The organism is Aquitalea aquatica, assembly GCF_013911085.1.
In the GTDB taxonomy this organism is placed as follows: Bacteria; Pseudomonadota; Gammaproteobacteria; order Burkholderiales; family Chromobacteriaceae; genus Aquitalea; species Aquitalea aquatica.
Genome location: NZ_JACERN010000033.1, coordinates 154,579 through 176,247, shown reverse-complemented (window position 1 = coordinate 176,247; position 21,669 = coordinate 154,579). Strand labels below are relative to the sequence as shown.

General features: G+C 59.0%; 19 protein-coding genes. 7 read left to right on the top strand and 12 right to left on the bottom strand.

Features of this window, described 5'->3' with window-relative positions; genetic code table 11:
* Positions 1-33 precede the first annotated feature (33 nt).
* From H2Z84_RS13200 to H2Z84_RS13180, 5 genes are read right to left on the bottom strand one after another with little or no spacing between them, the layout of a single operon-like run.
* On the bottom strand, positions 34-858 hold the full coding sequence (locus H2Z84_RS13200; RefSeq protein WP_181836387.1) for an alpha/beta fold hydrolase: 825 nt from the start codon (positions 856-858) through the stop codon (positions 34-36).
* Positions 859-872: 14 nt separating this feature from the next.
* Complete coding sequence (locus H2Z84_RS13195; RefSeq protein ID WP_220272833.1) at positions 873-2,093, bottom strand: pyridoxal phosphate-dependent aminotransferase; 1,221 nt, start codon at positions 2,091-2,093, stop codon at positions 873-875.
* 8 nt (positions 2,094-2,101) lie between these two features.
* Positions 2,102-2,740, bottom strand: a complete 639-nt coding sequence (locus H2Z84_RS13190; RefSeq protein ID WP_181836386.1) for an RraA family protein — start codon at positions 2,738-2,740, stop codon at positions 2,102-2,104.
* A complete protein-coding gene (locus tag H2Z84_RS13185) occupies positions 2,737-3,399 on the bottom strand; it encodes an RraA family protein (protein ID WP_220272849.1) in 663 nt (220 codons plus the stop codon). The genes H2Z84_RS13190 and H2Z84_RS13185 overlap by 4 nt, the downstream gene beginning before the upstream one ends.
* On the bottom strand, positions 3,399-4,067 hold the full coding sequence (locus H2Z84_RS13180) for an RraA family protein (protein WP_181836384.1): 669 nt from the start codon (positions 4,065-4,067) through the stop codon (positions 3,399-3,401). Before H2Z84_RS13180 ends, H2Z84_RS13185 begins: the two co-directional genes overlap by 1 nt.
* Before the next feature lie 110 nt (positions 4,068-4,177).
* Between H2Z84_RS13180 and H2Z84_RS13175 the strand changes: the two genes are divergently transcribed.
* Positions 4,178-5,110, top strand: a complete 933-nt coding sequence (locus H2Z84_RS13175; RefSeq protein WP_181836383.1) for a LysR family transcriptional regulator — start codon at positions 4,178-4,180, stop codon at positions 5,108-5,110.
* A gap of 10 nt (positions 5,111-5,120) precedes the next feature.
* On the opposite strand, the gene H2Z84_RS13170 is transcribed toward H2Z84_RS13175, so the two are convergent.
* Both H2Z84_RS13170 and H2Z84_RS13165 read right to left on the bottom strand, forming a co-directional pair.
* Positions 5,121-6,053 (bottom strand): DMT family transporter, encoded by a 933-nt coding sequence (locus tag H2Z84_RS13170; protein ID WP_220272832.1) that lies wholly within the window; start codon positions 6,051-6,053, stop codon positions 5,121-5,123.
* A gap of 567 nt (positions 6,054-6,620) precedes the next feature.
* Positions 6,621-6,824, bottom strand: coding sequence for a hypothetical protein (locus H2Z84_RS13165; RefSeq protein WP_181836382.1), 204 nt, complete (start codon positions 6,822-6,824; stop codon positions 6,621-6,623).
* On the opposite strand from H2Z84_RS13165, the gene H2Z84_RS13160 reads away from it, so the two are divergent.
* The 4 genes from H2Z84_RS13160 (at position 6,823) to H2Z84_RS13145 (ending at position 13,624) form a co-directional block, all read left to right on the top strand.
* Positions 6,823-8,481: an NAD-dependent malic enzyme gene (locus H2Z84_RS13160; RefSeq protein ID WP_181836381.1), complete on the top strand. Its 1,659-nt coding sequence runs from the start codon at positions 6,823-6,825 to the stop codon at positions 8,479-8,481. The genes H2Z84_RS13165 and H2Z84_RS13160 overlap by 2 nt on opposite strands.
* Before the next feature lie 123 nt (positions 8,482-8,604).
* The gene (aspT, locus tag H2Z84_RS13155) at positions 8,605-10,287 is read left to right on the top strand and encodes an aspartate-alanine antiporter (protein ID WP_181836380.1); all 1,683 of its coding nucleotides are present in this window, start codon (positions 8,605-8,607) and stop codon (positions 10,285-10,287) included.
* A gap of 190 nt (positions 10,288-10,477) precedes the next feature.
* On the top strand, positions 10,478-12,301 hold the full coding sequence (locus H2Z84_RS13150) for a sensor histidine kinase (protein WP_181836379.1): 1,824 nt from the start codon (positions 10,478-10,480) through the stop codon (positions 12,299-12,301).
* 3 nt (positions 12,302-12,304) lie between these two features.
* Positions 12,305-13,624 carry a sigma-54-dependent transcriptional regulator gene (locus tag H2Z84_RS13145; protein ID WP_181836378.1) on the top strand — a complete coding sequence of 440 codons (1,320 nt, stop codon included), beginning with the start codon at positions 12,305-12,307 and terminating at the stop codon, positions 13,622-13,624.
* A 190-nt stretch (positions 13,625-13,814) separates the two neighbouring features.
* Here H2Z84_RS13145 and H2Z84_RS13140 read toward each other — a convergent pair whose 3' ends face one another.
* Positions 13,815-14,987: a GGDEF domain-containing protein gene (locus tag H2Z84_RS13140; RefSeq protein WP_181836377.1), complete on the bottom strand. Its 1,173-nt coding sequence runs from the start codon at positions 14,985-14,987 to the stop codon at positions 13,815-13,817.
* A gap of 756 nt (positions 14,988-15,743) precedes the next feature.
* Here H2Z84_RS13140 and H2Z84_RS13135 point away from each other — a divergent pair.
* A complete protein-coding gene (locus tag H2Z84_RS13135) occupies positions 15,744-16,190 on the top strand; it encodes a hypothetical protein (RefSeq protein WP_181836376.1) in 447 nt (148 codons plus the stop codon).
* On the opposite strand, the gene H2Z84_RS13130 is transcribed toward H2Z84_RS13135, so the two are convergent.
* The 4 genes from H2Z84_RS13130 to H2Z84_RS13115 form a co-directional block, all read right to left on the bottom strand.
* On the bottom strand, positions 16,128-16,619 hold the full coding sequence (locus H2Z84_RS13130; protein ID WP_181836375.1) for an aminoacyl-tRNA deacylase: 492 nt from the start codon (positions 16,617-16,619) through the stop codon (positions 16,128-16,130). The genes H2Z84_RS13135 and H2Z84_RS13130 overlap by 63 nt on opposite strands.
* Before the next feature lie 67 nt (positions 16,620-16,686).
* The gene (locus H2Z84_RS13125) at positions 16,687-17,937 is read right to left on the bottom strand and encodes a complex I 51 kDa subunit family protein (RefSeq protein WP_181836374.1); all 1,251 of its coding nucleotides are present in this window, start codon (positions 17,935-17,937) and stop codon (positions 16,687-16,689) included.
* Positions 17,938-17,949: 12 nt separating this feature from the next.
* Positions 17,950-19,584, bottom strand: coding sequence for an FAD-binding protein (locus H2Z84_RS13120; RefSeq protein ID WP_181836373.1), 1,635 nt, complete (start codon positions 19,582-19,584; stop codon positions 17,950-17,952).
* Positions 19,581-20,228, bottom strand: coding sequence for a 4Fe-4S dicluster domain-containing protein (locus H2Z84_RS13115; protein ID WP_181836372.1), 648 nt, complete (start codon positions 20,226-20,228; stop codon positions 19,581-19,583). The genes H2Z84_RS13120 and H2Z84_RS13115 overlap by 4 nt, the downstream gene beginning before the upstream one ends.
* Before the next feature lie 419 nt (positions 20,229-20,647).
* On the opposite strand from H2Z84_RS13115, the gene H2Z84_RS13110 reads away from it, so the two are divergent.
* Positions 20,648-21,589: an AEC family transporter gene (locus H2Z84_RS13110; protein ID WP_181836371.1), complete on the top strand. Its 942-nt coding sequence runs from the start codon at positions 20,648-20,650 to the stop codon at positions 21,587-21,589.
* Positions 21,590-21,669 lie beyond the last annotated feature (80 nt).

The window sequence follows — 21,669 nt, the reverse complement described above, 5'->3', positions numbered from 1 at the left end:
GAGCTAAGGGTGGCATGGTGACATAAGGTAAGGCTATTCACTACCCTGGCAGCCTCCGTGCCGGATGAATTCCGCTACCGCCTGCCACATCGCAACCGGATTCGAATACATGGGGAAGTGGCCACAGGCCGGGATCTCGGCCAGCCGAACCCCGTTGGCCTGGATGTGGCCCAAATAACTCAGCCCGGCATTGCTGGCTCCGTACATGAACATCTTGCGGCAAGGCAGCTCCAGAAACTTCTCCATCAACTCCCCATGGTCTGACAGCTCCACCATGGAGGTAAAAATGCCGCGTACCGCCGCTGGGCGCACCTTGTGCTGCAGACTGGCCGCATACAGGGGGCTGGCATGATCCGGCGCCTGGCCAGTGCGCCAGATGAAGTCGGCAAAGAACTGTTCGGCATCGGAAGCGGGATATTCCTGAATCTGTCGGCTCAGGAAACAGTCTTCCGGCGCGATATTGCCTTCGATGTCGGTAAAGCTAAGCACTGCTTCTTTTAGCTCGTCGGCCAGCAGCAAGGCTGTCAGCCCGCCCATAGAGTGGCCAAGCAGGTGGAAGCGCTCTACCCGGTAATGTGCCAACACCGCCCGTGCCGTGTGCAACAGTAGCGGAATTCCCACCTTGTCCAGCGATGGGCAGATGCTGGCCCCGCAGCCGGGGGCGTCATAGGCAATCACAGCATGGCCATCAAACGCCGGATGCTGGACGATGTCGGCATAGTCTTCCTTGGTCGAGCCAAAACCGTGCAGAAAGACAATCGGTTCTTTGGGACCAGGGCGATACAGCGCAGAAACAGTCAGCTCCATCCCTTCAATACGGATAGCTAGCGTCTGGGCCTGTAATGCTTGCGGTTTCATCTTGTCTCCCTGTTTCAGCCGTTGGTGGCCATCACCGTGTTGCAGAAAGTCCGGATAGCAGCACAGGCTTTGCGTAACGATGCATCATCAAGTGCATAGGCAATGCGCAGGTATGGTCCCAGTCCGAAGGCGCTACCGTGTACTACCGCCACGCTGGCTTCGGTCAGCAGAGCAATGGCGACGTCTTCGTCAGTTTGCAGCAACTTGCCAGCCGGGCTGCGTTTACCCAGCAAAGCCTCGCAACAGGCAAAAGCATAAAAAGCCCCCGTCGGCTTGATGCAGGACAGGCCGGGCATTTCGTTGAGCAGGCGAACCATCATGTCGCGCCGATTTTCAAACACACCACGTGAGCGGGAAATGAAATCCTGCGGCCCGGTCAGGGCTGCCAGCGCAGCATGCTGTGAAATGGAACAAGCCCCTGAGGTTTGCTGCCCCTGCAGTTTTTCCATGGCATCCAGCAGCCAGCGCGGGCCAGTGGCATAGCCGATGCGCCAACCGGTCATGGCGTAGGATTTGGATACGCCATTCATGGTGAGGATGCGCGGCTGAAGACGTGCTTCAACCTGGGCCAGGGTATGGAATACCTGTCCGTCAAACAGCAGGTGCTCGTATATATCGTCGGACAGTACCAATACCTGCGGATTGGCCAATAAAACCTCGGCTAGCGCTTGCAGCTCTGCGCGCTGATACACCGCCCCACTGGGGTTGGAGGGCGAGTTCAGGATCAACCAGCGAGTTTGCGGTGTAATGGCCGCCGCCAGCTGTGCCGCCGTCAGCTTGAAGCCACTGCCCGGGCCGCAAGGCAAGACGATGGACTTGCCGCCACACAGCTGGACGATTTCCGGGTAACTCACCCAGTAAGGGGCGGGGATGATGACCTCGTCACCTTCATTCAGTGTGGCGGCGAGGGCATTGAAAATCACCTGCTTGCCACCCGAACAGACCAGGGTGTCGGTCCACTGTACGTTCAGCCCGTTTTCACGGCGGAACTTGTCGGCAACGGCTTCACGCAGCGCCTTCAAGCCGGCAACCTGAGTGTAACGGGTGTGGCCGTTATTGATGGCGGCCATGGCCGCGGCACGAATGTGCAGCGGGGTATCAAAGTCCGGCTCACCGGCGCACAGCGAAATCACCTCGACATCTGCGGCACGCAGTGCAGCAACCCGATCCATCACCTTGTAGGTGGCTGATGGCCGGGCGCTGGCCAGATATTTGTTCAGCACGGGAGTGTTCATGTTCATGTTCATGCTCTCTCTCGCCAGCAGGACAGCCCCATCAGTTCCAGGGTGCTAACCCCTTGGCGTAGCTGCTGCATCATGATGTTTTCTTTTTCTGCTCTGGCTTCTGCTGCCTGCAAGGTTGATGTTATGGCTGCTGCGGGCAGGATGATGACGCCATCGGCATCGGCAACCACCAGATCCCCAAGCGCCACTGGCGCACCAGCAAACAGCATGGCCTGGCCAACGGAAGGGCTACTGGCTTTGACGGTGCCGCGCACGGAAATGCCACGGGAAAAGACTGGAAAGCGATGCGTGCCGATGGCAGCTACATCGCGCACACCGCCATTGATGACCAGGCCGGCAATGCCGGCAGCCTTGGCGGCAACAGTCAGCACCTCGCCCCAGTAGCCCGCGATGAAACCGGCGGCATCCACCACCAGCACACTGCCTGCCGGGGCGCGTTCCAGCGCGATATGAATCGACAGGTTGTCGCCGGGGGAGCAAACCAATGGATAGGCCGGAGCCGCCAATGCCGCACCCTCCCAAACTGGGCGTATTTGCGGATCTACCGCGCAGTTCAGACCCGATGCCTCGTACAGGGTGGCGCTGCCCAATGTCAGGCAGCGGGTACGCTGCTCCTGGTTGAAAGCGGAAGTGCTCATGCCGGTTTCCTTTGCAGATCGTGATAACCCAGTTCGGCACGGGCCGCTGCCAGTGTTTTACCCGCAGCCAGTTGTGCGCGAATCCGGGCCTCCACGCTTTCGATATGGCGTGCCAGTGCGGCAACCTCGGCAGCACGTTCACGCGGCACCACCACCACGCCATTGGCATCCGCCACCACGATGTCACGGGAACAGACCCGTGCCGTGCCGATAGACACTGTGCCGTTGACCGCCTCTACCTGCACCCGGTCCTTGCCCGTACGCATGAAACGTCCCTGGGTGAACAGTGGATAGCCATCGGCCAAGGCTCTGCCTACATCACGGCAGACACCGTCGATGACGGTACCGGCTATGTGCCGCATACCGGCGTACTGGGTCATGATGTCGCCCCACACCGTGCAATCGGTACGGCCATCGTTATCAATAACCACCACATCGCCCGGGGCGACATCGTCAATGAAGTCTCCCACCGTACCCGCCGGAGTGCTGGCGCTGACGTATTTCACGGTAAAGGCCGGGCCAACCACGGTGGTGCGGTAATTATCCAGCGGCATGATGCCCAGGCACTGGCCGGGCAGGCCCAGCTTGTCCATGGCATCGGATACTGCCGGGGTATCCAGCCCGGCAAAGGCGGCAACAAGTTGCTGATCGGTTTGCATCACTTTGCCTCTCCGTGTTTGATGGCTTCAAACTCTTTGTCGTGCATGACGTCTGCCACCGAACGACCGCTGCGCACCGCAGCCACCATGCCATCCTGTCGGCGCACGATTTTCTCGGCCAGGGCCAGTACGTCTTCGATATGCCGGGCGGGGATGAATACAGTGCCGCAGCGGTCGGCCAGCACGTAGTCATCCTCCTCTACGGTGACACCCGCCATGCGGACGGCTTGGCCGGACGACAGCTGCACCACGCGGTTGCGGGCGCTGATCATGGTGACGCCGCGTCCATACACCGGGTAGCCAATGTCGGCACTGCCGTCGATATCCCGGCTCAGGCCGTCGATGACGGTGCCACGGATACCCTTGCATCTGGCGGCATTGGCCAGAATGTCTCCCCAGCAGGAAATACCCTCCACACCACCGGCGATCACCAGCACCCGGTCCTGACTCGTTACCTTGGCAATCACCGGAGAAATAAGATGGGCGGTGGGTTTGGTGTCGGTTTTGCGCCCCAGTTGAACCGTGCTGGCACGCCCCACCACCTTGGGGCAGTCCCACAGCGGTTGCAGGCCGTAGGTGGCACCGGGCAGGTCAAGAAAATCGAGTGCATCGGACAGGGTATTGCTGTCCATCTGCTGCAATCGGGCGAGCGGAGAAGCGTGAGACATGAGGTCACTCCTTGGTCTGGGACTTGTGTGAGGCCTACTTTCCGCTCTACAGTTAAATAGGTAAATTCCGTTGTATCTAAAGTTAAAATACGAAAAACCTATCAAAACCCATGATCAACTTTCGCCTGATTCGCCACCTCTGGCTGTTCCTGGCCATTGCCGAAGAGAAACACTTTGGCCGTGCCGCCAAACGGCTAGGCATGTCGCAACCCCCGCTGACCGAGCAGATTCAGATACTGGAGCACGCACTCAAGGTGAAGCTGTTTGATCGCTCGCGGCGTGGCGCGCAGCTGACCCCGGTAGGTCAGGCTATCCTGCCGGCAGTACGGAAGTTTGCCGAGCAGCTGGAAAGCCTGGAACTGGCGGTGCGTGAGGCGGTGGCCGGGCAAATCGGCACGGTTACCATCGGTGCGATTACCTCAGCCATCCTTGAGGTGTTGCCGGCGCTCATTGAACAGGTAAGGCAGAACCACCCCGGGTTGACCATCGCGGTCAAGGAAATCGATAGCTATGAAGCGATTCCCGCTTTGGAAGCCGGTGATATCGACCTTGCCTTTGCCCGGCTGGAAGGCAATCTGGGCGAAAACATCAATTCACTGCCCATCCGCCAGGATCGTCTGGCCGTAGCCTTGCCAGCCACGCATCCGCTGTGCGAACGGTCTGGGTTGTACCTGGCAGACCTGGCTGAGGAGGACTTCATCATGTTTGCGCGCAAGGTGAGCCCCTTGTCCTTTGATGCCCTGATTTCAGCCTGCGGCAATAGCGGCTTTTCACCCCGAATCTTGCATGAAGTCCGTTCAGTGGCATCTCAGATTGCATTTGTTGGCTGCAAGCAGGGTGTGGCGCTGGTGCCGGACTCATTGCAGCTGATGGCACCTCCTGCAGTGGTGATTCGTCAACTGGAGGACGGGCTGCATGTGGTTACCACCGCCATGGCCTGGAGCAGCAAGCGCCAAAACCCGCTCATTGATATCGTGATTGATCACATCAGTGCCACCTACCTGCACGAGACAGACGGCACCACGCAGGTTGATGCAAGCTGATTGGGCCGCATCACGCCGGGTTTTCAGGCAGGGCCAAAGCTGGCTTTGCCTGATAACTGGCCAGCAGAACCCCGGCCATGACCAGCGCGGTACCAGCCAGTTGCGCCAGTGAAATCGGTTCGTGCAATAGCCACCAGCCAAACAGCAACGTCAGGGCCGGCCCCAGCGTACCGATCAGCACTGAGCGTTCGGCACCGATATGGCGGATGGAAATGGACTGCCAAAAAATGGGAAGAATGGTAGAAAACAGCGCCATGCCAACGCTGTAGCCATAAACAGGCCACGGCAGCCACAGTGTGGCCAGCGGTCTGGCCAGGACAAAATGCAGCAGGATGGCGCCGGTAGCAATCAGGATGGCCAGCAGAGAAAACTGGTGCGCACCCATGCGGCGGATGGCGACTTCCGATCCTGCATTGTAAAAGGCATACAGCACCGCACAGGCAAAGACAAAACCTGCACCCAGCAATACCGTGCCGACATCCCGGCTCTGGCTGGCATCATGCAAAAATGCAATGGCGATACCGCCATAGGACAGGGCTGCAGCCAGCAGGATGCGCGCATCGGCTTTCTTGCCCATGAACACGATGCCAATGGCGATGGTAATGGTGGGGTAAGTAAACAGGATCAGCCGTTCCAGCCCCGCGCTGATGTATTGCAGCCCGTAAAAATCCAGCATGCTGGAACCGTAATAGCCCAGCACGCCCAATACGAGTAGTAGTGCCTTGTCGCGCGCGGGTAGGCTGGGAAATCTCCGGATTGCGGGAATGGCTGCCAGCAGTACAAAGGGAATGCAGAACACCATGCGTAGTGTAAGTAGGGTGACCGCATCCACCGTGGCCGAGGCATAGGCCAGCTTGACGAAGATCGCCTTGAAGGAAAAGCCAAAGGCGGCCAGAAAGGCAAACAGCACACCACGCTGTTCGGGGTTGAAGAGGGCTTTCAATGGAGGTACCACGCAGGTGAAATATGCGATGATCGGCTGGCCTACCGGAAAGGTTAAATACTTTTAGCCAATGGCTGTGATAGGAAATTCAGACTGAATCCCCCCGACCTATCCAGACACTTTGGCGGCTGCAATCCATACAGAAGCGGACTTCGCAGGTTTAGCCATGAAAGGCCGCTTCGGCCGATCTCCGGTAATGCTGTGGACACATCTGGGATAGCTGCTCAAGGTCGTAAGCAGAATCCCCCTTGTCAGTAATCTATTTAAACTTGTGCCGTTCCACTTTCTGCATTCACCCCCATTCACCCGATCCGCATACCTGACCGCACCGATGCGACCCCTTTCCCGTCCGCCGTGCGGCAGCTGCAGCGGCAGCGGCAGGCAAATCATCATCCGCCTAGCCGACAGCTGATGTTTAAATAGTTCGATAGTTGCCAAGCGACAGCGGTGTGGCGATATCGGGTTTAACTTCGCGGGTCTTACCCCAACCGGGTATGGCGCGCCACGCTCTCTTTCACTTCCTCCTTCCCCAAAAACCAGTTTTTTCCCTAGCCGCGCAAAGCCCACTCACAAAGTACGGACTTCCGCACCCGCCGTGCGGGGCAAAGTACGGCCTGACGTCAGCATGGTTTTTTCTGGAAATAAAAAATCATTAAAATCAATAAGATAAAAATTTTTAACGGGCCGGAAAGGCTGGCACGCCAGTTGCAATAAGAAGGGCAGCTGAGAAGCTTTCAACTCACCCTTTCGATACAAACTGGAGAATGCCATGACTGTAAAGAACACTTCCGTCAAGAATGACAAGCTGAGCGCCAATGGCCAACACGGCGGCATGCCGCTGTTGCATGAACCCAAGCTGAACAAGGGCACGGCCTATAGCGTGGAAGAGCGCCGTCAGATGGGGCTGGAAGGCCTGCTGCCGCATGCAGTGGAAAACCTGGACCGTCAGGTAGAGCGCGTCATGGCCCACCTGGACGAAAAAGCGGACGATCTGGAACGCTACACCTACCTGATCGGCCTGGAAGACCGTAACGAAACCGTGTTCTACAAGACGGTGATGTCCGACCCGAAACGCTTCATCCCGGTGCTGTACGACCCGACCGTAGCCGATGCCTGCGAAACCTTCGGCAACAACTACCGCCGCGCCCGTGGCATGTATATCACCCGCTATATGAAGGGCCGCATGGCCGAGGTGCTGCGCAACTGGCCGGAAAAAGACGTGCGCTTTATCTGCGTATCCACCGGTGGCCGCATTCTGGGTCTGGGTGACATCGGCGCCAATGGCATGGGCATCCCGATTGGCAAGCTGCAGCTGTACACCGCTTGCGCTGCAGTACCGCCGGCCGGCCTGCTGCCGGTGCTGTTTGATATCGGTACCACCAATGAAACCCTGCGCGCCGACCCTTTCTATATGGGCACCCGCGAAGCCCCAGTTTCCGAAGCCGAACTGGACGAGCTGACCGAAGAATTCATCCAGGCCGTGCAGGAGGTCTTCCCCAATTGCTGCGTGCATTTTGAAGACTGGAAAGGCACCGACGCCATTCGCATGCTGGATCGCTACAAAGACAAGATCCTCTGCTACAACGATGACATCCAGGGCACCGCCAGTGTGGCACTGGCAGGTATCGCTGCCGGCATGAACATTACCGGTGGCAAGCTGACCGACCAGCGCGTGATGTTCCTGGGTGCCGGTTCTGCTGGCCTGGGCATTGCCAAGCTGTTCTGCGCCGAGCTGCAAACCCTGGGTCTGAGCGAAGCCGAAGCACGCAAGCAGGTTGCCCTGTTCGATATCAACGGCCTGATCGAGCATTCCCGTACCGATCTGTCGGAAACCCAGAAGCTGTATGCCCGCCCGGCCAAGCCGTGCAAGGATTTCCTCAAGGCCATCGAAGAGTTCAAACCGACCGTGCTGATTGGCGTGAGCACCAAGGCGCGCGCCTTTACCCGTGAAGTGATCGAGCTGATGAGCAAGCTGAACGAGCAGCCCATCATCTTTGCCCTGTCCAACCCCACCCACAAGGCCGAGTGCAGCGCCGAGGAAGCCTACACCTGGTCCAAGGGCAAGGCGCTGTTTGCCGCTGGCGTGCAGTTCCCCGACTTCGAATACGAAGGCAAAACCTATCGTCCGGGCCAGGCCAACAACTTCTACATCTACCCGGCCATCGGCCTGGCGACCTATGCCTGCCGCCCGACCCGCCTGAACGACGAGTGCTTTATCGTGGCCGCCCACGCCACCGCCGACCAGGTCACGCTGACCCAGCGCGCCAAGGCCATGCTGTTCCCCAGCCAGGAGCAGATTCTGGAAACCGAAGTGACCACGGCGGCCCGTATTGCCGAGTACATGTTCGATTCCGGTCTGGCCCAGGTAGAGCGTCCGCGTGATATCCGCGCCTGGCTTGAGGCTCAGCTGTACAAGCCTCAGTACTGAGAGGGAAGACATGCGCCGCCCGGACGGGTGGCGCGTGAATAGCTGACGGGTGCTTCGCGCCTGATGGTCACCACCGGTACGACATGTCGGCTGGTGGTGGCTGACCAAACAAAGGTGTCTATCATGGACTACATCATTCATACCCTGCAGAAATACCCGGAGATTGCGATCTATCTGACCATCGCCGTCGGTTTCTGGGTGGGTAACCTCAATCTGGGCAAGTTCAATCTGGGGGTGGTTACCTCCACCTTGCTGGCTGGCCTGTTGATTGGCCAGGTGCATCTGGTGATTCCGGCGGTGCTGCAATCCACCTTCTTTGCCATGTTCCTGTTTGCCGTCGGCTACGCCGTGGGGCCGCAATTCATCCGCGCCCTCAAGAGCGACGGTATCTCGCAAGTGTTCTTTACCGTGCTGGTGTGTGCCTCTGGCCTGTTCACCGCCATCTTGCTGGGCAAGATGCTGCACTATGATGCCGCGCTGACTGCCGGCCTGCTGTCCGGTGGCTATACCAATTCCACCGTGCTGGGTGTGGCGACCGACCTGCTCAATCAGGCCAGCCAGATGCCCGGTGGCGTGAAGGTGGCCATGGCGCTGATGCCGGTGGCCTATGCCGTGACCTATCCCTTCGGCACTGCCGGTTCGGCCTGGTTTCTGGCTTCCTTTGCACCGAAAGTGCTGGGCTTCAACCTGGTGGAAGAGTGCAAGACCTACGAAAAGGAAAACGGCAGCGGCCACACCGTGGGTAGCACCGCGTACCGCGAGTTTTCCGCCCGTGCCTTCCAGCTGAACAATGTTGATCTGTTCGACAAGACGGTTTCCGAAGTGGAAGCCATGTTCAACCACGAAATCTTCGTGCGCCGCGTGCGTCAGGCCGTGGGTGCCAAGATTGTCGATTGCGAAGGCAGCACCCGTATTCAGCGTAATGATGTGGTGGCCATTTCCGGCACGCTGACCGCGCTGCTGAAATACCAGCACCATTTCGGCCAGGAAGTGAAAGACGTGCCGCTGCTGGACTTCTCCACCGAGTTGCTCGACCTGGTGGTGACCAGTCGCAAATACGCCGGCAAGACGCTGGGCGACATCACCGGCGAACTGTTCGGCAAGCCTGGCCGTGGCCTGTTCCTCACCCGTTTCAGCCGTGGTGATCTCGACATGCCGATGGGGCAGGATGTGGTGGTGCAACGCGGCGACGTGCTGACCATTCTGGGTGCCAAGCAGGACGTGGCCGTAGTGGCCAAGCAACTGGGCTATGCCGACCGTCCGCTGGAAAACTCCGACATGGCCTTTATGGGCTTCGGTATCGTGGCCGGTAGCATTCTGGGTGCCATCACCGTGCACGTGGCCGGTATCCCGCTCAGCTTCGGTACTTCGGTGGGCTCCATTGTGGCCGGTATTGTCTGCGGCTACCTGCGTGCTTCCATGCGTACTTTTGGCAAGATCCCCGGCCCGGCGCTGTGGGTGTTCAATAATGTCGGCCTGAACGGCTTTATCGCGGTCATCGGCCTGAACGCTGCGCCGGGCTTCATTTCCGGCCTGCAACAATACGGCCTGACCCTGCTGTTTGCCGGTGCTGTGGTTACCATGGTGCCGCTGATTGTCGGCCTGCTGCTGGGGCGTTTCGTGTTCAAGTTCCACCCTGGCATCCTGCTGGGAGCCTGCGCCGGCGCCCGTTCCACCACCGCCGCGCTGGGTGCATTGCAGGACGCCGCCCAGAGCAAGGTGCCGGCACTGGGCTATACCGTAGGGTATGCCGTGTCCCGGCTGGTGATGGCTGTGTTCACCATCGTGCTGGTCAACGTGTTCTAGCTGTCTTGTTCTTTCTCCTTTCGGTCGTCGTGGTTCTGCCATGACCTTGCCACGCAGATGACCCTGCGTGGCTTTTTTGCTTGTCATGCTGCGATGCAATAATCAGCTGGGGATTGTGGGATAATGCGCCCGCCATGGCTGCAGCAAGGCCGGTTTTTCCAGTCAGACGGGTGTGTGACCCGGAGTTGGTATGAAGCGAACCCGTTTTTATCTTTATCTGCTGTTTTCCATGCTGCTGTCGCTGCTGGCCGCGTATGCGGTGTACAGCATCAGCTGGCAGCAGCTGTTACAGCAGCGGCAGCAGGAGTCGGCACGGCGGCTGGCACGCAATGCCGGCTTTCTGGAGCACGAGGTGGACAAATACGGCCTGCTGCCACTGGCAGCATCGTATAACGACACCCTGCGCGAAGCGCTGCTGCAGCCGGCCGATCCGCCACAGCTGGCCCGTGCCAATGACTACCTGCTGCGGCTCAATCAGGGGGCCGGCTCCTTGCAGGCCTATCTGATGGACAAGCAGGGCAAGGTGATTGCCTCCAGCAACTGGCAGCAAAAAGACAGCTTTGTCGGGCGCAATATCGCCTATCGCCCGTATTTCCAGCAGGCGGCGGCCAATCGCATCACCACCTTTTACGCCGTGGGTACCACCGGCAACGCGACGGGATTTTATCTGGCCACCGGCATCTACCAGGGGGGCGAGCGGCTGGGCGTGGTGGCCATCAAGATCGGGCTGGAACAGCTGGAGCACATGTGGGGCAATATCGTGGAGCCCTTGCTGGTGTCGGATTCCAATGGCGTGGTGGTGCTGTCATCGGTGCCGGAATGGAAATACCACGCCACGGTGCCGCTCAGCTTTGACGCCCGGCTGGCACTGGAAAAAGCCCAGCAGTACAACAAGCAGATCATCAAGCCGCCCATCTGGCAGCGCAAAAGCGTGCTCAACAACCAGGCCATGCTGGTGCAGATGGGGCAGGGCCGCACTCGGCACGAATATCTGGCCATCAATCAGACCATCCCGGTCAGCGGCATGACGCTGACCATGGTGATTGATACCCACGAAATGCACAGTCTGGCGCTGACCCGGGCGCTGGCAGTGGCGGTGATGGTGGGCTTTGCCTGCCTGCTGTTGCACTCGGTACGGCTGTGGCGCATGGGCATCAAGACTCAGGCCGAGGCCCGCCGCGCCCTGCAGCGCGCCCATGACCAGCTGGAAGAGCAAGTAGAACAGCGCAGCAGCGAGCTGAAACAGGCTAATGCCAGCCTGAAAATGGAAATCGAGGAGCGCATCCAGGCTGCGCGCCAGGTGGAGAACTTTCAGAACGAGCTGATCCGCACCGAAAACCTGGCGGTGATCGGCCAGCTGTCCACCGGCATCGCCCACGAGATCAACCAGCCGCTGGCTGCCTTGTCCGCACTATCGGCCAATACCGTGCGCTTTCTGGAAATCAACGACCTGGCCACCGCGCGGACCAATCTGGAGCGCATTACCGACATCGTGGCACGGCTGGGTGCGCTCACCGAGCAGCTGAAATCCTTTGCCCGCCGCCCCAGTGGCGAACGCGAATCCGTCGCAGTGGCACAGGCCGTGGACAATGCACTGTTCCTGCTCAATCACCGGCTGAAGAAAACCCTGATCCGGCTGCAGCTGCCCGCCCAGCCGGAAGACATCGTGGTGCTGTGCGAAGCGGTGCGGCTGGAGCAGGTGCTGGTGAACCTGGTCAGCAATGCCATTGATGCGCTACAGGAAGTGGCCGACCCGCTGATCGCCATCAGTTGGCAACGCCAGGACGACATCGTACGCATCCAGGTGCGTGACAATGGCAGCGGCCTGTCGGAACAGGTCAGACAGCATATTTTCGAACCCTTCTTTACCACCAAGAAAACCAGCGGGCTGGGGCTGGGCCTGGCGCTGTCCTCGGACATCATCAAGGCCTATGGCGGCGTATTGTCCGCCGACAATCACCCGGATGGCGGAGCGGTATTCACCATCACGCTCAGACAAAACAGGCAGGAGTAAAACATGAGCAATCTTCAGGTACTGGTGATCGAGGACGACCAGGACGTCCAGCTGGGCTATGTGCAGGCACTGGGGCTGGATGGCATTCCGGCGCAGGGCTTCGATTCGGTGGAAAAGGCCCGCCGCGCCATTGGCCGTGATTTTGCCGGCATCATCGTCAGCGATATCCGCCTGCCCGGCATGGACGGGCTGGCCTTCATGCAGGAGCTGCTGGCCGACGATCCCGACCTGCCGGTCATCCTCATCACCGGCCACGGCGACATCGCCATGGCCGTGCAGGCGATGCGCGACGGCGCTTACGACTTCATCCAGAAACCCTTCCTGCCACAGGTGCTGGTATCGGTAGTGCAGCGCGCCATGGAAAAACGCCGGCTGGCACTGGAAGTACGCCAGCTGCGCCGCCAACTGGCGGCATTTGGCGGCCTGGAAAGCCGGCTGATCGGCAATTCTGGTGTAATGGCCGAACTGCGCCGACTGGTGCAGGGCGTGGCGGCTACCCCCACCGACATCCTGATCAATGGCGAAACCGGTGCCGGCAAGGAACTGCTGGCGCGCTGTCTGCACGACCTCTCCGGGCGCACCGGCCCCTTTGTGGCGCTCAATTGCGGCGGCCTGCCGGAAACCCTGTTTGACAGCGAAATGTTCGGCCACGAAGCCGGCGCGTTTTCCGGGGCCAGCAAGCAGCGTATAGGCAAGATCGAATACGCCCAGCACGGTACGCTGTTTCTGGACGAAATCGAAAGCATGAGCATGCCGATGCAGATCAAGCTATTACGGGTGCTGCAGGAAAGGGTGATCGAACGGCTGGGCTCCAACCGGCTGATTCCGGTGGATTTTCGCGTGATTGCCGCCACCAAGGCCGATCTGTCCAAGCTGGCCGATGAGGACAAATTCCGCGCCGACCTGTATTTCCGCTTGAACGTGGTCACGCTGGACCTGCCACCCTTGCGCGCCCGGCGCGAGGATATCCCGCTGCTGTTCGACTACTTCGTTAGCCAGTCCGCCCTGCGCATGAACCGCCCGGCACCGGTCATCACCCCGGAAGTGGTACGCGACCTGATGGCCTACCACTGGCCGGGCAATGTGCGCGAATTGCGCAACCAGGCCGATCGCTTTGTGCTGGACCTGAAAATGGTGCCGGGTACCGCCGCCGCCGACACCCAGCTCACCCTGCACGCGGCAGTGGAATCCTTTGAAAAGGGCATGATTGCCGAAGAACTGCGCAAACAGGGCGGTAATGTCTCCAAAACCGCCGAAGTGCTGAAAATCGCCAAGACCACGCTATTCGACAAGATCCGCAAATACGATCTGGAAGAAAAGTAAGCCAGGCAGCATGCCACAGGAAAAGCCAGCAGCTGGGCAGATCACCGCTAGGCTGTTGGCTTTTTTTATGCCGTGTGGCGGAAAGGCGAAGCTTGCTGCTTATGCGCAGCCATCGTTAAAGACGGAAATAATGGGCGTCAACTGATGATATGAAAAACGGCACACTGTGCAGTTTTAGCAGAAGAAATACTTATGTTCGTGGTGAGGCATGATATTCATGTGCCGCATTGTCAGTATTGAACCATACCTGGTTTCTTCCGTTGTTTTTTGCCATGTACAGGCAGGCATCTACTTTGTTTATCAAATCGTCGATTGATTCATTTTTCTCAAATGCGGATACCCCGATAGAAACCGTGACGGAAATCGATGGGTCTGATGTCAATTCGTGTTGTTCAATATCAATTCTGATTCTCTCTGCAATTTCCAGTGCTATTTTCAAATCTGCACTAGGTAGGATGGCAATGAATTCTTCACCTCCGTATCGAGAGAGTGTATCTGATGAGCGTAAGCATGATTGCACGCGCTGGCCAAAATGAAATAAAACCTTATCGCCGATGGCGTGACCGTAAATGTCATTGACTTTTTTGAAGAAATCAATATCAAACATAATCAAGCAGGAGTTTTCCTGTTCACTGTCTTTCTTCTGCTGAAAATTAATTAGCATCGAATTGAGTGATCTCCGATTTGCCAGGTTGGTCAAGGCGTCATTGTTTGCCAAAATCTCAACTTTCTTAAGAGATTCTGCCAAATCTTTTGCAAAAATATTATTTTCTAACTGTAATTTTATTCCAAGTATTACCTTGGTGGATAGGACGTTTAGGTTGTAATGTAAAATCAATAAATATATTGTAAATCCTATTGAGAATTCTGTTGCAGCAAATATTTCCATTCCCCATAGCAATGCAGGTGGTACGGAGCAAAACCAAAGTCCAACCGCAAAAAATCTGAAGGCGGACATGCACGTTACGTATACTGGGGCGTTGATGGCGGCAACGCCACATAAGACAACAACCAGCCATGAGTCGATGAGCTGGTTGTAAAGAAACAGGAAGGGTACGATACATCCCCACGCAATCCCATCTGTTGCGCAGATTGAATTCAATAAGAAGACGGTTTTTTTATTGCGTGGCTTTGATGATTTTATATGTAGAATTACTCCGTGTGCAACAATCCATTCTGCGAAAAATATCAATATCCATATGTTTATGTTTTTTGTTGGAATATGTCCGTGAGAAAGCCATGCCACCAATCCCCATCCCAGGGGTGTCAGAAATAGTGTTTTTTGCAATGACTCTACGCATTGGCTAAGGGCTTTTCCCGTGGCGTCTTCGCGAACAGATGGTGTGTGAGTAGAGGTGTTCATAAATTTATTAAAAGTATGAATTTAAAAGATTCATGCTTGTTCTTTATTTGTTTCAAGTGTTAGGTGGGGTGGTCTGTTTTGAATGCCTGAGCGGTATGCGGTTGTAGTTGTTTGTGATGAATGAAATCATGTGTGATGGCGAATTTTCGGGAATTTTCTGTAAATATAGGATATGTGGTTAATGTCCGCCTGTGTGTATTAAGGCCAATAATCAGTAGGGAATACAATATTATGCACTTGAGATGTATTGATGCCTATTGCAAGGCATATTGGTACAAGGGTAGCGCTCTGCCCGGTATCATTGCAAATGTTCAAGTCAGTTTTGTGTCGACACCAGTACCCTCCGGTAGCCTCTCTCGACAGGGATAGTCGGCTGCTTGTTACCACTTGGCACCGTGTCTGTTTGGGCTGTTGCAGGTCATGCTTGCCGGGGTGGTTCGGGCGGTGATTTGCACCCATCGCTCAGTGCCCGGTGTGGCTGGTAAGGCCAGCGTACATTCAACAGCGGGTTGGCGCACAAAGACATCCGCCAGCAAGGCAGAGAATGCCGGCAATGCCGCCGGGCTGAGAAAGGAAGCCATGTGCTGTCCGTACAGCGACCGGGCATCCTGGCATCCTGCCCAGACAGGCGGGCACCGGTAAGACTGGCTTTGCTGATCAGGCCTGTCCTTATGCTCTGCTATGGTGTCCATACCACGGCTGAGTACAAGTTGCTCGGCTCGTTCTCGCATCGCCTGCTCAAAGAAATCTAGTGTAATGTCCAGCGCAATCGCCTCTGCAAATATCATTATTGATATGGCATGGGATGCGGAAATTGGCACGAATGGGACAAGATCAAACGATCTGATCGTGGTGGGCGTATGTGTAGTAAAACGGGTATCGGTCCGCATGATGTTCAGAATGAGACATCATGCCATTTTTTTTAAATTGTTTAAAAAGACACTCCTTTTAAGTGCTGTGCTGCATAGGGCAGTGAAACCGGTATGCGGGTTGGCTCATGATAATTGGCCGCTCACCTTGGTGGTGTCATGGGATGCAAGGGATCTTTGCTTAGCAAAGATCCCTTTTTTGTTGGCGGGGCAGCAGGGGCAGATTATTTGGCTGGCTGGCATGGACCACTTGCCCTTGCGGCCTGGTGGTTCACTTCGCCAGCGCCACTTCCACACAGCGCGCCTGCAGCAGGCGGCCAATGTCTATCGGTGACATCGCCACCTGCAGGCCACGGCGGCCACCGTTGATATAGACCTTGGGCAGTTGCAGGATGCTGGCTTCCATATACACCGGCATCGGCGTGCGGGTGGCAAAGGGGCTGGTGCCGCCTACCAGGTAGCCGGAGTGGCGGTTGGCCACGTCGGGCTTGCACGGCTGCACTTTTTTGCAAGGCAACTGGCGCGCCAGTTCCTTGGCCGATACCTTGCAATCGCCGTGCATCAGTACCACCAGCGGCAGGCCGTCCTGGTCTTCAAACAGCAGGGTCTTGATCACCGCGTGTTCGTTTACCTCCAGTTCGCGGGCCGGGGTGGCGGTGCCGCCGTGTTCTTCGTAGCGGTAGGCGTGGCAGCTGAATTCCACCTTGTGGTCCAGCAAAAAGCGTAGTGCCGGGGTGCTGCCGGCAATGGTCTGGTGTTGCATGGCTTACTCCGTAATGCATGAGGACGATGCCAGCGGCTTGTACTCGCCGCCGGAGGTGGTGTCGGTATCAGGCTGGTTGCTGGACTAGCAGGCCGTATTCCTCGGGAAAGGTGTGCAGTGAGCTTTTCACCACGGTGACCGCGCCGTCGATCAGGCCGCAGCGGCCACTGCCGGGCAGGATCTGGCACAGGTGCTGCAGCGCATCCAGATCGGCCGGGCTGTGGCGGCCGCCATCTACCCGGTCCAGCAGGCGGGCCAGCTGGAAGGTGCCGCATTTGCACGAGGGGCACTGGCCGCAGGAACCCTTGGCGAAGAAGTCGATGTATTCGGCCACCTTGCGGATGATGCTGCTGCCTTCGGAGATGACGATCATGGCACCGGTGCCCAGCCGCGAATGACGCAGCCAGACCGAGTCGAAATCCAGTGCCACGTCCAGATCGCGCGCGGTGAGCAGGGTATTGGACGGGCCGCCGGTAAATACCGCCTTGAAGGCCTTGCCCTGCAACATGCCGCCGCCGTAGTGGAACACCAGCTCTTGCAGGCTGGAGCCCATGGGCAGCTCGTACAGACCGGGGCGCAGTACGTCGCCGGACAGCGAGTACAGCTTGGTGCCGCAGGCCTTGCCCACGCCCAGTGCCCGGTACCAGCCGGCACCGTGGCGCAGGATGTGGCTGACATTGGCCAGGGTTTCCACATTGTTGATCAGCGTGGGCTGGTTGTTGATGCCTTGCTCGGCCGGGAAAGGCGGCTTTTTGCGCGGGAAGGGAAAGCCGGCTTCCAGCGAGGCGACCACGGCGGTTTCTTCCCCGCCGATATAGCGGCCCGAGCTGGCCACCACCTTGATTTCCAGTGCATGGCCCATGACGGCAGCCAGTTTTTCCGGCCAGGGGCTGTCCTGCCACTGGCTGACTGCCTGCTGCATGGTGTGCAGGCTGCTGCCCTGGTGCGGGTTGAGGTAGAAGATGAGGCAGCGGGCGCGCACGGCCAGCGCGGCGATCAGTGCGCCTTCTATCACCTGGTGCGGCGATGCGCTGAGCAGGGTGCGGTCCTTGAAGGTGCCCGGTTCGTCTTCATTGCCATTGCACACCACGTACTTGCAATCGCCCACCGCATTGGCGGTGGCTTCCCATTTGCGCCAGGCCGGAAAGCCGGCCCCGCCCATGCCGCGCAGGTCGGCATCGGCAATGCAGCGGATGATGGCGGTGGGGGCCGTGAGGGCCGCTTGCAGCCCAAGGCCGCCGCCCGCTTGCAGCCAGGCGGCCAGATCGGGGCCGACCTGTACGGCCGGGTTGAGCAATACCTGATTGAGTTTTTCCATGATTGTGTTCTCTTAGGCGCGTGCGCTGGCGGGGCGGTGCAGTGTCAGCCTGGCCTGGCCCGGATACAGCAGCGGGGCTTGCTGGCTGGCGTCCAGTCCGGCCAGGGCCAGCTGGCGCTGCCAGCGATAAACGTGTTCGATACCGCCGCGCAGGGGCGGCAGCGATGATTTGTTGCGGGCAGCCTGGGCCAGCCGTGCCGCCTGGCGGCCGGCGCGGCGGCCAAAGGCGAGGATGTCGAGCAGGGCATTGCCCATCAACCGGTTGCGGCCATGAATGCCGCCGGTGATTTCCCCGGCACACAGCAGGCCGGGCACGCTGCTCTGGCCCTGGCTGTCGATTACCACGCCGCCGTTCTGGTAGTGCAGGGTGGGGTAGACCAGCATGGGCTCGCGCATCGGGTCGATGCCGCATTTGTCGGCCAGGTGCTGCAGTGCCGGCAGCTGGCTGGCCAGCGCGGGCTGGTCCGGGCCACACAGGCGGCGCAGGTCGAGAAATACGCCTTGCTGACCGTCGCGCTCGATGCCACGGCCGGCGGCGCATTCGCGCAGCATGGCGGCGGTGACGACATCACGCGGCGCCAGTTCATCGACAAAGCGCTCACCCAGACCGTTCAGCAGCATGGCACCGGCCGAGCGGGCGGCTTCGGAGATCAGCCCGCCGCGCAAACGCTGCGGCCAGGCCACCCCGGTGGGGTGGTACTGGAAGGCATCCATATCACGCAGTTGCGCGCCCAGGCGGTAGGCCAGCACCAGGCCATCGGCAGTGGCACCGTAGTGATTGGAGGTGGGAAAGCCTTGCAGATGCAGCCGGCCGCAGCCGCCGGTAGCCAGAATGGTTTGCCGGGCCGACACCACGATGAAGCGCTGGTATTCCAGGTCGTACAGCACGGCACCGGCGCAGCTGCCGTCTTCGTGCGACAGCAATTCCACCACCGGGCAGCGGTTCAACAGCTGGATGCCCGGCTCCAGTTCCACCGTTTCGCGCAGCACGCGCATCATCTCCAGCCCGGTGTAATCGCGGTAGGACAGAATGCGTGGCTGGCTGCAGCCGCCGGCTTGCTTGTAGCGCAGCTTGCCGCCGTCGCAGCTGGCATCGGTCAGGTCAAAATGCATGCCCAGTTCGATCAGCCAGCGGATGACACCGGCTGCATCGCTGGCCAGTTGGGCCAGCAGTTGCGGATCGGCGCAGTTGTGGCCGCCGCGCATGGCGTCGTCGAAATGCTGTTGCGGGCTGTCGCTGGCGGCCAGTGCGGCCTGGATGCCGCCTTCGGCCATCACGGTATTGCTGTCGCCCAGCCGCAGCTTGCTGGCCAGCATGACCGTGGCCCCGCCACGGGCGGCGGTCAGTGCGGCTGCCGCACCGGCACCGCCGCCGCCTAGCACCAGCACGTCGGTGCTGCGTTGTTCGGCACCGGCCAGATCAAAGCCGTCAATCAAGGCATTGCTTTGCAGCAGTTCGGCCAGGCGCGGGTGGCAGGGCTGGCCACGGCTGCTGCCGATTTGCAGCAGGGTGCTGGCATCGGCAGCGTGGTCGGGGTGGTGTTGCGCCAACAGTGCAGCGCGTGACAGATCGTCCGCCCGCAGTGGCGGTGTGGCATGGCTGGCCCGGTTAAGGCAGGCCTGCTGGTAGGAAATGGCTGTGCTCATGACTCGCTCCTTGCAAGATGGGCCGTGGTGTCGATGCTCAACTGGCCACGGGCTTGTTGATCCAGTCGGCGCAACAGGTCGCCGGGGCGCAGGTTCTGGATGGCCTGGGCGCGGCGCAGGTAGAGCCCGACATGATTGGGGCGGATGTTTTCCGGGCAGGCCAGGGTGCACAGATTGCACATGATGCAGGCGTCGAACAGCGCGGCAGCGGCGGGCAGCTCGCCACGGCTGGCCAGGGCAATGCCTTGCTGCACCGGGATGCCACGCGGACAGGCGCGGTCGCAACCGCCGCAGTGGCGGCAGTGGGCGGTTTCGGGAAAGGTCTGCTGCAGTTGCGGTAGTGCCTGCCAGCCGTCGCGCAGATCATGCGGGCGATAACGGTGGACGTGGTCGGGCTGGTAGTAGTCGATGAAGCTGACCTGCATGCCGTCTTCCACCTCGGTTTCGCAGGCCAGCCGGCTGACGGTTTCGCGCTCGCCGGCCTTGCGGACCAGGCAGCGACAGGAGCCGCACACCCCCTGGCCCATGCAGCCGATATTGGCGGTAACGGCCTCGGGGCCGTGCAGCCGGGTTTGCAGGATGGAGTCGCCTGGCTGTGCGGCCATCACCTTGCCGTCAATGCTGATGCAGATGGTTTCACTCATGGGGATTTCCTTTGCTGTGGTGCTGGCCACCGGCCCGTGCGGATCGCCGGCGGGTGGATGGCCTGGCCCTTGGTCGGGGCTTTGCAAGGAGCGTGCCACCGCCTTGTGATTTGGCAAGTTGTTGAAAATAAAGAAAAATGGCAAATTTTTGCTGCGTGCAGAGCTGGTGGGCGTCGGAATTCCGTGTTTTTGTCATGGCCGGATCGACGGAAAACCCTGTCTGGCTTGGGGGCAGTGGGCTTGGCTGGCGCGTGCGGTTTTCCGCGCGCTGGGCGCGACGGATTCGCGGGAAACCGTACTGTGGCGGCGAGATGTGTTTATTTGTTTATTAAAATCAATGACTTGTTGTTGTTGTGCGATGGCATGCGCCTTGCTATGCAAGTGGTGAGAGACACTTTGCAGAAATAAGGAGCAATAACATGCTGGGAACGATGAGCACGGCACTGCTGCCAGTGGTGCTGTTGATGATGTTGGGCTGGTTTGGCGGGCAGCGTGGCTATTTCCGTCAGGCGGATGTCAGCGTGTTGGCCACGCTGGTGATGCGCTATGCCTTGCCTTGTTCGCTATTTATCGGCGCGCTGAAAACGCCGCCGGAGCGCATCCAGAATGTGCCGTTTATCTTGTGCCTGACCTTTGGCTTTGTCGGCACTTACGTCCTGGCCTTGCTGGCTGGGCGTTATTACTACCGTAGTGATCTGAAAAGCAGCGCCATCCAGGCGCTGGTCTGTACCTTTCCCGATATGGCCTACTTTGGCGCGCCCATTCTGCAGCAGGTGTGCGGGCCGCAGGGCTTTATCGCGGTACTGATTGGCAACCTGATCACCAGCTTTATCATCCTGCCGCTGACCATCGTGCTGTGCCGCTGTGGCGAAATGTCCGCCTCTGGCAGTGATGATGGGGTGGTGACCATGCTGAAACAGAGCATGGTGAAGACCCTGTCTAATCAGATTGTCTGGCTGCCCATTCTGGGGGTGGTGCTGAGCTTCAATCATCTGCACCTGCCGGCGGCAGTGCAGGAGAGTGTGGACATGCTGGCCAAGGCGGCCGGTGGCGTGTCCTTGCTGGCGCTGGGCCTGATGTTCTGCGGCGAAAAACCGGCGTTCAACGGCCATGTGGTGGGTAATGTGGCGATGAAGAATTTCCTGCAGCCGGCGCTGATGCTGCTGGGTGTCCTGCTGTTTGGCGTGGATGCCGAGTTTGCCCGCCAGGCCTTGATCGTGGGAGCGGTGCCGACGGCGATTGCCGCCTCGATGTTTGCCGTGCGCAACCAGACCTACGCCCTGCATGCCTCGCACTCGGTACTGGTGGGGACGGTGATTGGTGTGTTTGGTGAAGCGGCGCTGATTTACCTGATGGCCTGAGTGGACGGTGTTGCAAAGGCTGGTCAGGAAACCGACCAGCCTGTTATTGCTGTTTGCAGCAGCAGGCAGTGGTTGCAGCA